Source organism: Nocardia sp. TBRC8007 (assembly GCF_056629435.1).
Genome location: NZ_JBWSOR010000006.1, coordinates 38,070 through 49,576 on the forward strand (window position 1 = coordinate 38,070; position 11,507 = coordinate 49,576).

At 63.5% G+C, this 11,507-nt stretch carries 10 protein-coding genes; 7 read left to right on the forward strand and 3 right to left on the reverse strand.

Annotated features, from left to right (window positions below; translation table 11 throughout):
- Nucleotides 1–220: 220 nt before the first annotated feature.
- Nucleotides 221–1,606, reverse strand: a complete 1,386-nt coding sequence (locus ACX4ZE_RS08565) for a lipase family protein (protein WP_480272791.1) — start codon at nucleotides 1,604–1,606, stop codon at nucleotides 221–223.
- Between the two features lie 443 nt (nucleotides 1,607–2,049).
- Here ACX4ZE_RS08565 and ACX4ZE_RS08570 point away from each other — a divergent pair, with 443 nt between their 5' ends.
- The 4 genes from ACX4ZE_RS08570 (at nucleotide 2,050) to ACX4ZE_RS08585 (ending at nucleotide 6,081) form a co-directional block, all read left to right on the forward strand.
- Entirely contained in the window at nucleotides 2,050–3,327 is a 1,278-nt protein-coding gene (locus ACX4ZE_RS08570) for a PucR family transcriptional regulator (RefSeq protein WP_480272792.1), read from the forward strand.
- Nucleotides 3,328–3,438: 111 nt separating this feature from the next.
- Entirely contained in the window at nucleotides 3,439–4,206 is a 768-nt protein-coding gene (gene modA, locus ACX4ZE_RS08575; RefSeq protein WP_480272793.1) for a molybdate ABC transporter substrate-binding protein, read from the forward strand.
- Nucleotides 4,203–5,015, forward strand: coding sequence for a molybdate ABC transporter permease subunit (gene modB, locus ACX4ZE_RS08580; protein WP_480272794.1), 813 nt, complete (start codon nucleotides 4,203–4,205; stop codon nucleotides 5,013–5,015). The genes modA and modB overlap by 4 nt, the downstream gene beginning before the upstream one ends.
- 16 nt (nucleotides 5,016–5,031) lie before the next feature.
- Nucleotides 5,032–6,081: an ABC transporter ATP-binding protein gene (locus ACX4ZE_RS08585; protein ID WP_480272795.1), complete on the forward strand. Its 1,050-nt coding sequence runs from the start codon at nucleotides 5,032–5,034 to the stop codon at nucleotides 6,079–6,081.
- Between the two features lie 400 nt (nucleotides 6,082–6,481).
- Here ACX4ZE_RS08585 and ACX4ZE_RS08590 read toward each other — a convergent pair whose 3' ends face one another.
- Complete coding sequence (locus tag ACX4ZE_RS08590) at nucleotides 6,482–6,817, reverse strand: transglycosylase family protein (RefSeq protein ID WP_480272796.1); 336 nt, start codon at nucleotides 6,815–6,817, stop codon at nucleotides 6,482–6,484.
- 543 nt (nucleotides 6,818–7,360) lie between these two features.
- A complete protein-coding gene (locus ACX4ZE_RS08595; protein WP_480272797.1) occupies nucleotides 7,361–7,825 on the reverse strand; it encodes a YiiD C-terminal domain-containing protein in 465 nt (154 codons plus the stop codon).
- Between the two features lie 483 nt (nucleotides 7,826–8,308).
- On the opposite strand from ACX4ZE_RS08595, the gene ACX4ZE_RS08600 reads away from it, so the two are divergent.
- From ACX4ZE_RS08600 to ACX4ZE_RS08610, 3 genes are read left to right on the forward strand one after another with little or no spacing between them, the layout of a single operon-like run.
- On the forward strand, nucleotides 8,309–8,818 hold the full coding sequence (locus ACX4ZE_RS08600) for a hypothetical protein (RefSeq protein ID WP_480272798.1): 510 nt from the start codon (nucleotides 8,309–8,311) through the stop codon (nucleotides 8,816–8,818).
- A complete protein-coding gene (locus ACX4ZE_RS08605) occupies nucleotides 8,818–10,194 on the forward strand; it encodes a hypothetical protein (RefSeq protein WP_480272799.1) in 1,377 nt (458 codons plus the stop codon). The genes ACX4ZE_RS08600 and ACX4ZE_RS08605 overlap by 1 nt, the downstream gene beginning before the upstream one ends.
- Nucleotides 10,191–11,507: a VWA domain-containing protein gene (locus tag ACX4ZE_RS08610; protein ID WP_480272800.1), complete on the forward strand. Its 1,317-nt coding sequence runs from the start codon at nucleotides 10,191–10,193 to the stop codon at nucleotides 11,505–11,507. The genes ACX4ZE_RS08605 and ACX4ZE_RS08610 overlap by 4 nt, the downstream gene beginning before the upstream one ends.

Consider the following 11,507-nt stretch of genomic DNA (forward strand, 5'->3'; position numbering starts at 1 on the left):
TTCGTTGCACCTCCGGTTCCTGGATCCGGGGGTCGGCACGATGTAAGGAAATACCCAGTCACCCGTACAGCAAACGAGAAATAAATATAAAATTACCGATCTGAGCTGCTGGTAGACAGAAATCCATGATAGCTATCAGCGTAATAGTCAATTCCCGGCAAGCAACACGACCACCCGCATCCCCAGCAGGGCTGGATCAAGACAACCCAACAGGGCTGGATCAGGACAACGGATTGCGCCAGGTCGGAAGGAGGGACCTCAGGTGCGAGACGAAGCGCGGTGTCGCCAAAGGGCGGGAGGCGCGAATGGGCAAACCGAGCCACATCCGGACGAGCAAGGCAGTGGAGCGCAGATGACCGGGTAGCGCTGTTCTGACAAGAGCGAGCGACCATACCGTCTCGGTGCCCGCTGGGGGCAACTCATGACTATCGAAGCGCGCCGCGAGCCAATCGATCATGACCGGCAACGCCAGGAATTGCAGTAACAGGTGGGTACTGAGCCGGTCACGCAAATAGTGCACGTGACCGCCTGCTTCCGCATAGCGTGCAACATGGGCATCGATATCTTCGACCGCGATCACCTCGTCGTATACGCCCTGCAACACCAACATGGGCATAGCGGGAGTGCGGTGGCCGGGATGAATGTCGTCGAGAACGCGCCGCAGCGCGGGGTGAGCGAGCAGGGCGTCGAGACCGGCTCGACTGTGTTTATCGATATCGCGCCGGGCGAAACGGTACAGGAGCGGGAATGTCGCGGTTGTCTCAGTAGCGGCCAGCCAGTCCAGGTATCGGGCGTCCAAGTGCGAACGCAGCAGACGATCCAGTTCTGGATACCCGCGCCGCAACCCTGCGGTAAAAACTGCGGCGAACCCAGCGAACACGGTGCCGTTGAGCCGGACGAACGCTGCGACTGGATTACCGACCGGCGATCCTGCGACCGCGCCGACGATATTCAGTTCGGGCGCGTACTCTGTGGCCATTTCCGCCGCCCAGGCCGTAGCCAATCCACCGCCCGAATAGCCCCATAACCCAATAGGTGTCGTCGCTGTCAGCCCGAGCGGAGCGAAAGCGAGACAGGCCCGGACGGCATCGAGCGCTCGATATCCCGGCTCCCTGGCGACGCCGAAACGTCCTGCGGTTCCACCATGATCCGGAACCGATACCGCCCAGCCCCGAGCCAGCGCATTGACGATCAGCGGTAGCTCGATCTGCGGAATCGACCCCGCTGCCCGCGCGCCACGCCGCAAGGCGTAGGAAGGGAGGCATTTCGAGGCGATCGCATCGATCGCGCAGTGAAAGGAGACCAGCGGGCGCTGCTGAGCTGGATCGGCGTCCCATGGCAGCAGCACAGTAGTCACCGCGACCTCGGGCACACCATCGAGATCGCAGGTTCGATAGAGCAGCTGCCACGCCGAAAAACGTTGGGGAACAAGTCCGAAAAAGCCGATCTGCACCCTGCGGGAGCGCAGAACCGCACCGGCGGGCAAGTGCGCGATCACGGGCGGCGGGAAGTAGAAGGGATCGTCTTCCGGCGGAACCGGCCGCTGGGAGAACGCCAGTGGATCCGTCAATACCGCGCGTTCATCCCACTCGGGCTGCGCACTCATCCGATTCGTTCCTTTCCGATGACGCCGCCCGATTTCCGGCACGACCGCTCTACAAGCAGCGACAGATGCCTACGGTCCAGGTAATCAATATCTCGGCCGGAAAGGAACTGTCCCGAGCACTAATTCGGCGTTCGCGTTTTCTCCCGTCGATGCAGTGACAACACCGCCCGAAGATGACACCACTCGGTCGGCACCGAAGGAAAGCTTGCCGCACAAATGATCCAACCGAAGCGGCAGGCTGTTCCTGACCACATCCGGCTCTACGTGCACAGACAACCACACCTACCTGCCGCGACCCGGATACCCAGCGCGCACAGGACCAATGCCCGCATGCAGGGCTGATGTCACTGCAGGGCTGATGTCACTGCACTACGAGGAGAAGTTTTCTTCTCATGCATTGTCTCTGTAGACAAAATGCACACTGCGCTATGCACGATCTTGCCGTGAGTTCTGTGATTGGAAACAATCGGCTTATGTCTGTCGCGTTGCCCTCCTTGACCGGAGAAGTTCCCTTGGTCAACCGGTTGCTCGTCCGCTGGCCGCAAATCGCCGAGCGCGTGTTCGTCGCGGGACTCGGCACCACTCCACCGGCCGCCGATCTGCCGGAGGGACATTTCACCCCCGAGGTGCTGCCCGCGATCTATGCCTGCGGCCGAGCAGTACTTCAGGCTATCGCAGAACAACGCAGCTTCACCAAAGCTGAAGTCGCGACATTTGTCGCCCCGGTAGCCGAGCGGCATGCTGAGGATCGGTTTCCGCTGCCCGTGCTGATCAAGGCCATCCACGGTTCCGCACAGTCGGTGCTGGAGGAAGCCGCGGCAGTGGCCACCCATGCGGAACTCGACGACCTCGTTCACGTCGGCAGATATCTGCTCGATCTGCTGATGCAGATCAACATCACTGTCGTAGAGACCTACGCAGAGGTCGAGCAGTCCATTTATCATGCCGAACGTGAAGCGCGGCGCACACTGTGCTCGGCGCTGGTGCACGGCTTGCCCGCGTCGGAACTAGCGGCGCGAGCAGACACCACCCTGGCCGAGCGCTATACCGTGCTCGCGATCCACATCCGGCACGATAACCAGCCGAGCACGGTCGCAACGCTCATCAGCAGACGCCGTATCCGCATCCTGCAACGCACGTTGGACACCCTCGCTGGAACAACAGCACTGGCCACCTTCGACGGCTGGACCGGAATCGCGTTGCTACCGAGCACCACCGAGACCGAACTCGACGACACCCGCTACGCACAACTGGCCGCAGAATTGACCGAACGCTTCGGTGTGCCGGTATTCCTCGCCGAATATCCCGCCGTCCGAAGGGACATCATCGCGCAGACTGCAAGAGAAGCCACCGAGCTGGCCGAGCTCGCTCGGCTACTCGGCCGACCCGCGGGTGTCTACCGGCTCGACGACCTATTGTTGGAATATCAGCTCACCCGACCAGGTATCGCTCGCACCCGGCTGGCGGAGCGTATCTCCCCGATTCTGGACAGCCCACATCTGCTCGAGGCACTCGATGCGCACCTGCGTCATGGCTCCGATCGCAAGGCCGCCGCTGCCGAAATCCATGTACACCCGAACACGTTCAGCTACCGTCTGCGCCGGGTCGCCGAACTCACCGGCGTCAATCCCACCGATCCGCGCGACTCGCGACTACTCGCCGCGGCGCTGACCATCCAACGTCTGTACCCTGACCGAGTGATCGGCACCAGCCAGGCCTGATCGACGAACGCACGACTCACCCGGCCCGCTCGCTTCACCCAGCGGGGGAAATACACTGCTGTGCATGTCGGATATGCGGATCAGTCGAGCAGCGACACTGCCGGGACGGCGATGATGCGAACGCTGAGCATGCTGGCCGTCGCCGGAATCGCCCTGGTCGCGGCGGGCTGCGGCGCGCAGGGTAAAACCGGATCGGATGCGATCGGCGGCACCGTCACGGTATTTGCCGCCGCCTCACTGACCGAGACGTTCACCGAACTTCGAACCCAGTTCGAGGCCGCACACCCTGGAACGGAGGTGGTGTACAGCTTCGGTGGCAGTTCCACTCTCGCCGAGCAGATCACCCGAGGCGCACCCGCCGATGTCTTCGCCTCGGCCGCGAGCGGAAATATGCGGCAGGTCATCGACGCAGGCCAGGTCACCGTCGCACCGGCCACCTTCGTGCGCAACCGGCTGGAGATCGCGGTACCCGAAGGAAACCCTGGTCACATCACCGGACTCGCCGATTTCGGCAGGCCCGAGCTCCGGACCGCATTATGCGCAGAACAGGTGCCGTGCGGAACGGCCGCTGCGAAGATCTTTCTGGCGGCGGGCATCGACCCCGCGCCCGACACTCGTGAGGCCGATGTGAAGGCGGTGCTGACCAAGGTAGAACTCGGAGAGGTCGATGCGGCCTTGGTCTATCACACCGACGTGCAGGCAAGTGGCGACCAGGTGGAGGGCATCACCTTCCCAGAAGCTGCCCTCGCGGTCAACGACTACCCTGTGGCGCCGCTGGCGCATGCGCCGAATGCCGCGACGGCAGCCGCGTTCGTCGAGTTCGTGCGTTCCGATCGGGCGCGGGCGGTGTTCACGAAGGCAGGATTCGATACACCGTGAACCGCTCGGCAGCGCGGCGAGCACCTTTGGGACGTCGACCACTCGTTCTGCTGCTACCTGCGGTATGCGCACTGACCTTCTTGACAGTCCCGCTCCTGGGCTTGCTGTTGCGCGCACCGTGGCGAACTCTGCCAGACCAGCTGTTGACTGCCGAAGTCGGTCAGGCATTGCGCCTTTCACTGCTATGCGCGAGTCTGGCAACGGTGCTTTGCCTGATACTGGGCGTTCCGCTGGCCTGGCTGCTCGCGCGCGGCGCAGTGCCGGGACGTGGAGTCATCCGGGCCCTGGTCACTGTGCCGCTGGTGCTACCGCCAGTGGTCGGCGGCGTCGCCCTGCTCTTGGTACTGGGCAGACGAGGGCTGGTCGGCCGGTATCTCTACGAGTGGTTCGGTATCGCATTGCCTTTCAGCACCGCCGGGGTGGTGGTCGCGGAGGCGTTCGTGGCGATGCCGTTTCTGGTGATCTCGGTGGAGGGCGCGCTGCGAGCGACAGATCCACGGTTCGAGGAGGCGGCCGCGACCCTTGGTGCGTCACGCTGGCTGACGTTCCGGCGAGTCACGTTACCGTCCGTCCTGCCCAGCGTTGTCGCGGGTGCTGTGCTGTGTTGGGCGCGCGCGCTCGGTGAGTTCGGTGCCACCATCACATTCGCAGGCAATTTTCCCGGCCGGACCACCACCATGCCCTTGGCGGTCTACCTGGCCCTACAAACGGATCCGGAGGGCGCGATCGTGTTGAGTCTGCTGCTTCTCGGCGTTTCGTTGGCAGTGCTCGTCGCGTTGCGTGAGCGCTGGATGCGCAGTGCGGCATGATGATTCGGGACACAGTATGACACTGGATGCGCACCTACTGGCTCGGCGGGAGCGGTTCCGGCTCGATATCCCGTTGACCGTCGCCTCCGGTGAGGTGACCGCCCTGCTCGGCCCTAATGGGGCAGGCAAGACTACGGCGTTGCGCACCTTGGCCGGCCTGACGCCACTCACCGGCGGCATGATCCGGCTCGGCGACGATATCTGGGACGCACCACCGACTGTGTTCGTGCCCGCCGACCGACGACGGGTCGGCGTAGTATTTCAGGACTATCTGCTCTTCGCCCACTTGAGCGCACTGGACAATGTCGCGTTCGGTCTGCGTGCCCGCGGACAACGCCGGGCGGCCGCCCGGGCAGGCGCCGCGCACTGGCTGAACCGAGTGGGCCTCGCGGAACACACTGGCGCCAAACCACACGCACTGTCCGGCGGCCAGAGGCAACGGGTCGCACTCGCCAGAGCGCTCGCCACCGACCCAGCGCTGCTGCTACTCGACGAACCCCTGGCCGCACTGGATGCGAGCACGCGTGCACGAGTCCGGACTGATCTCGCCTGTCACCTCAGCGACTACACTGGGCGCACCGTGCTCGTCACCCATGATCCGCTCGACGCGATGGTGCTCGCCGACCGTTTGGTGATCATCGAGCACGGCGCTGTAGTTCAGCAAGGCCCGCCCGCAGAGGTTGCCCGACATCCGCGCTCCGGCTACGTCGCCGACCTGGTCGGCCTCAACTTCTATCGCGGCACCGCCCGCGGCACTCGTGTCGACCTCGCCGACGGGGGTGTGTTCACCGTGGCCGAACCCGGCCACGGTCCAGTGCACATCACCTTCGCGCCGAATGCGGTCGGCCTGTACCCCACGCTACCGTCGGGCAGTCCACGCAATGCCTGGCCGGTTACCGTCATAGGAATCGAACAACACGCCCACACCATCCGGGTCCGCCTCGACGGCGTTCCACCTGTGCTCGCCGACATCACCCCAGCCACTGTCGCTGAACTACGCCTACAGCCGGGCATCCAGCTGTGGGCCGCGGTCAAAGCCACCGAAACCGGCATCTACCCCGCGTGAAGCACAGCGCGCAGAGACGACTTCCGGACTTGACGACACCAGCACAGCCGTGTGGAAACCTGTACTGATCGAACTGACCAAGCCATCGCACGCGCGACCTGTTTTGCCGCAGCGTGCCCGACCGGACGGTCATCCAGTTATCCGACATGACGCTGTGCCCAACGACCCGATTTCTGCACGGCCAGCCCGACGAACCTGAGCGCCGCTACCCGAAGGCTGGAAAACCCGACATCAAGACCGATTGTAAATAATCGGACAATGCCACCAATTCTGCTCGAATAATCGAGCCCTGGACCAGGTACACACTGCGCGAGTAGGCACTGGTATACGGATAACGGCATTCTTGCCGAGAAATATGAAGGCGCTTATCGAGTTATACAGCAGACGTCCCGGTTGCACGTCAAAGATATGCGCCACATACGGGCCAGGCGCCCGGCCCCTGAGTTGCGAGCACTCTCTCCGCCACGCGGATCTGCTCTGCGCGGCTGGCGGCGGCAGGGCTGCCCACACCGCCGTTGGCCTCCCAGGTGCTCCGCGTGAACTGCAGTCCACCCGCAAAGCCGTTACCGGTGTCGGTATTCCAGTTACCACTGCTTTCGCATGCCGCGACCGCGTCCCAGTCGTGCCCCGCGGCAGTAGCGGTAGCGGTGGACAGACCGAACGGAACGGCGACAAAGGCGCCGATAGCCGCGGTGAAGCTGAGGATACGAGTGCTGAACTTACGGTTTTTCAACATAGGAATTCCCGCCCGCGCCCACCGGACCGGCGAAGTCCGCCGCACCCCTGCCCCCAGGAAGGTCGGGGATACTCGAATCGCGGGACAGGGTTTCCGGCGTTCAACGATTCGAGCTCGGCCTCGGTCTACATCCGAGCCGAATCTTACGGTAGTGGAAAAGCAAGCGCAGATCACGTTCAAATAACATCCAGTTAGCTGAACTGATAGTAGAGAGTTTTCCCGCCCTCTTCCCATTCCCACTGGTCGCACACCATAAATCAGATTATGCAAATAATAGTTACTGCTCCGTTATGTGTCCCAAATCACTATAGGGCCATGTGGCGATCACTGTGGCCACACTGATGTCCCGCTGTAGCGGCTACGAGGATTCTGCGTGAATATTCCCGTAAACAAGGACTTCGCCCTGAGTTCGACGCGATCTATCGCACGAAACCGAACCAAGGATGATTCATCGAGACCTTCTCGCGCCATGTAGCGATCACTGCTGACGAGCGAACAGCACACCCGCGCAGGCCTGAACTGCCGATGGTGAAACGAGGTTCCCTACCTGCCGTGTGCCCGTAGCTGGTAGAGCCCCTCGGTCTCGGCTACCACCACGCCATCGGCGTCGGTGACCACCGCGCGCAAGGCGAAGTCGGCCTTACCGTTCGCGGTGGCCTCCGCGGTGATGCGGGTGATCTCCTCCTCCGACAATGACGCTTCTGCCCGCACCTCGGTCTTGGCCGGCTTGCGGAAAGCGATACGCAAGTCCTTCACCAGCGGATAGAACACCGAAAGATCGAAGCTGGAGATCGCCATCGCACCGCCGAGGACTTCGGCAACGGTGAACAACACGCCCGCGTACATCACGCCGAAATGGTTGCCATTGCCCTCGACGGGCACCGAGGCGGCCGCGAACCCCGGCCGCACCTGTTCTGCTCGGACGCCCATCTTGTGCGCGATAGGAACCGTGGTTTCCAGTGCCTCGTTGAAAATTTCCTTGAACGAGGGAGTCTCGACGTCGTTCATGCTGTGCTCCTTTCCGGCATGAGCGATGGCTCCGTCTGGACACACTGCGCTGCCCCTCCGGCGCGGCTGCTCATACACGCGACAGTTCCTTCTCGCCAGAGGCGACCGGCACCTCGTCGTCTTCGCCACGGCTACCACGTGGACCGCACCGAATTGTAAGCTCTTGGCCGCCTTCTGGACAGCGTATTGGCACAATGCCAACATCTGTCGGATGGGGAAACCCAGCCACGCGACTTGCTGCACAATTGCCACATATCCAGAGCGAGGACATGATCAGCGGAGATACCCACTCGTTGCGTCCCTGCACGGTGGCCGCACCGAAATGACCGGGTACTGCGCGCACCGGCCGAGCATCCCGACGCCGAATCGATCGCGGCGTGCCCACCCCCCGACCTACTACCCGGTTGGTTAAGGGGTCGAGAACGCACTTGTCGGTGTCGTCACATACCTTGGGCACATCGTGATCGACCGGGAGGGAGAACGATGGCCTCGAATCCGAGTGCCACGCCGGAGGGACCGGCTTGGGAAAACACTTCTGTAGTGCGGGTTCTGCCTGCTATCGCACCGCGCAAACTGAACAAGGTACCGTTCGTGGAGCTGGCCGAAGGACGCCTGCAGGGCGTGGTGTCGAGTGGCTCCGATATTTCACGCGTGTACGTGGCATCGGTGACCGCAGGGACGCATGGGCTGAGCTGTAGCACCAACAACAACCGGCCGTGCGGTGGGTTGAACCAAGGGTGGACCTGCAAGCATCTGGACGCGCTCATCGATGCGGCTGTGCTCCAATACGGACAGGACCGGGTGGCGCGGTTCCTACGGGTCGAGGTCCCCGAGGGGGCCAGGCTCGCGAACTGCCTCGAGGGAACTCGTGACACGGCTCCGGCCGCCGCAGTGTTCAGCCGGTTCCTGCGGCATCTGACCTACCTGGAGCTGCCGGGTAGCGCGGCGCCGATTCCGGAACTGCACTGGTTTCCGGCGGGGGCGGGTCGCTGATGCAGGCTGTACAACTGGCCGCGCTGGCGGATGCGCCCGCTGGCGTCACGGCGGCCCTGGATACGGTGAGCGGCTTCGATACCGCGCTGGTCAACGGCTTGGCCCGGGTTTCCGAACCGCAGAACACAGCGCTGGCGGCGCTCGCCGAAGTTATGGCGGGTTCGCCGCTGGCCGAGGCGGTAGCGATGGCGGTATCGAAGGTCAGCACGGGAGCGATCGGCGCTGATGAGTTGTCAGCGTTGGCCGCCGCTCGCGCCGCCCTGCTGGGCGCGGCGCACGACGCACTGATCGACCAGGCCGATACGGCAATGAGCCGCAACCGACCCGAATGGACGGCCACACCGAATGTCGCCGCCCCGCACCCACTCGCGGCCGGTTCCCGCGCTTGGCTGGGCGAACTGGCCATCGCCGGATGGCGCAGCGTGGACCACGACCTGGTGGTGGCAGCGGATCGAACCGTGGCAGCGCTGCTCGCCGAACCCGCGCTGCGACGGTTGGCGACACTGCTGGACGGATTCGCAGCCGAACTGGGCGCTTGCGCGCCGATCGTCACGATGGACCGAGTGCCGGCGCGACGCTGGGCCGACCTGTGGACGCGCGCCCTGCTGCTGTCCTGGCGCGATGCGGAATCCGCTGCAAACGAGCCGGTTTCGGGTCGCCTGCTGCCGCTGGGCGTGGATGTGCACGAGCACGGGACCGTCGTACAGGCACAGGTGCACGCTGTGCTGGAAACGACAGGGGCACCGCCCCGCCAGGTACGGGTATCGGTGGCAGCGGCCAAGGTGGACACCATTGTGGGACCGGCGGTGTGGCAGCTGCTCGGTACGCATCGGCAGTTGCTCACCGCGCTGGCCGAGCAGCGTGCGCTGGAGCTCACCGAGATGCCGCTGACGGCGACCGGTGACCTGCTATGGGATGACGACCGGGCAAGGGCCGGGGAGGCCGCCGATCCATTCGTCACCGCGACTGTGCAGCTGCCGATGGCGCAGGCCCCCACCGTCGCACCGCTGGATCGCGATCCGGTGCACATCGCCGAACCGGTATCGCTCGATGGATACCGATGCCGCGATGGCGTGCTGGAGCTGGGCGAGCAACGGATTCGAGTGGAACTGGACGCGCTGCCGTCCGCCGGACCGCTCACTCCGGCCAAGGTGAACGGCTCCGACACCATGATCGGATTGCTGCGCTGGGAAGCCTGCGGCTGGTCGGTGCGACCGCTGGCCGTGCGGCGCAAGGTCAAGAGCGCGCTCACTGCCTTCCACAACGGTGATTGGGCGCTCGGACCCACCGATCCGAAAGTCGCCAAGGCGCAAGCCAAATCGGGCGATGTCGTGGCAGTGCTTCGTGAGCGTGCGGGACGGTTACTGCGTAAATGACGAATCATGAGACGCGACGCCAGATCTTGTACTGGCGTCTACTCGCCGGTGTCTTCACTAGGGATCAGCAGCCGACACTAGAACAGGCGAGCGCAGGCATCGTCAACGATCTGGGCTTGCCGCTGGCCGTGCTCGATCCGGGCCTCTCCATCGACAATGTGGTGCAGCGCTATCCGGAGATGAAGGCGGAGTTCGAAAGCCTCGACTTCTCCGGGACCGAGAACTCCGCAGCCGAGAACGACACCGTGGCACAGGCCCCCCAGCCTATCCATGCGGCCGATGTCCGCACCGCCGCACTGGTTTCCAAGCTGCTGCTGAATATCTTCGCCACCAGCTCCGGCCAAGTCAGCGCCACCCAGCTCGCGGGCTGGCAGTCCGATGCGAATTGGCTGCGCCGCTGTCTGGGCGAAGAGCAGGCCGTCGGCGTGCAGGGCGTACTCACCGGACTGGAAGGCGACCTGGTATCCCGCATGCGGCTACGCGAAGTGCTGGCCGATCCGCACCTGGCCGCCCAGCTCACCCCGAGCATGTCACTCATCGAACAACTGTTGCGCGACAAGCACAATCTGTCCGGCGTAGCCCTGGCCAACGCCAAACGCCTTATCCGCCGCTACATCGACGAGGTCGCCGAAGTCCTGCGCACCCAGGTACAGCAGACCAACGTCGGCACCGTCGACCGCTCGGTACCGCCCAAGCGTATCCTGCGCAACCTGGACATAGACCGGACCATCTGGAAGAACCTGCCCAACTGGAATCCCCAGGACGAGCGTCTCTATGTCGACCGGCTCTATTACCATCAGAATGCCAAACGCACCATACCCGCCCGCTTGATCGTGGTAGTGGACCAGTCCGGTTCCATGGTCGACTCCATGGTGAACTGCACTATTCTTGCGTCGATCTTCGCGGGCCTGCCCAAGGTTGATGTCCATCTCATCGCCTACGACACTCGCGCCTTGGACCTCACCCCGTGGGTACATGACCCGTTCGAGGTGCTACTGCGTACCAATCTCGGCGGCGGCAACGACGGACCGATCGCTATGGCCATGGCCCAGCCCAAGATCGCCGACCCGAAGAACACCGTATTGGTATGGATTTCGGACTTCTACGAGTTCGACCGCTCGCAGCCGCTGTTCGAGTCCATGGAGGCGGTGCACCGCTCCGGGGTGAAGCTCATCCCGGTCGGCTCAGTGAACAGCTCTGGCCATCAGAGCGTCAACCCGTGGTTCCGCGAGCGGTTCAAAAATCTTGGTACCCCGGTGATTTCCGGACGCATCCAGAAGCTCGTGCACGAACTCAAGAACTTTCTCGACTAG

Coding starts and splice junctions, on each gene's coding strand:
- ACX4ZE_RS08565 (WP_480272791.1), bottom strand. CDS start 1,606: ATGAGTGCGCAGCCCGAGTGGGATGAACGCGCGGTATTGACGGATCCA.
- modA (WP_480272793.1), top strand. CDS start 3,439: ATGATGCGAACGCTGAGCATGCTGGCCGTCGCCGGAATCGCCCTGGTC.
- ACX4ZE_RS08585 (WP_480272795.1), top strand. CDS start 5,032: ATGACACTGGATGCGCACCTACTGGCTCGGCGGGAGCGGTTCCGGCTC.
- ACX4ZE_RS08590 (WP_480272796.1), bottom strand. CDS start 6,817: ATGTTGAAAAACCGTAAGTTCAGCACTCGTATCCTCAGCTTCACCGCG.
- ACX4ZE_RS08595 (WP_480272797.1), bottom strand. CDS start 7,825: ATGAACGACGTCGAGACTCCCTCGTTCAAGGAAATTTTCAACGAGGCA.
- ACX4ZE_RS08600 (WP_480272798.1), top strand. CDS start 8,309: ATGGCCTCGAATCCGAGTGCCACGCCGGAGGGACCGGCTTGGGAAAAC.
- ACX4ZE_RS08605 (WP_480272799.1), top strand. CDS start 8,818: ATGCAGGCTGTACAACTGGCCGCGCTGGCGGATGCGCCCGCTGGCGTC.
- ACX4ZE_RS08610 (WP_480272800.1), top strand. CDS start 10,191: ATGACGAATCATGAGACGCGACGCCAGATCTTGTACTGGCGTCTACTC.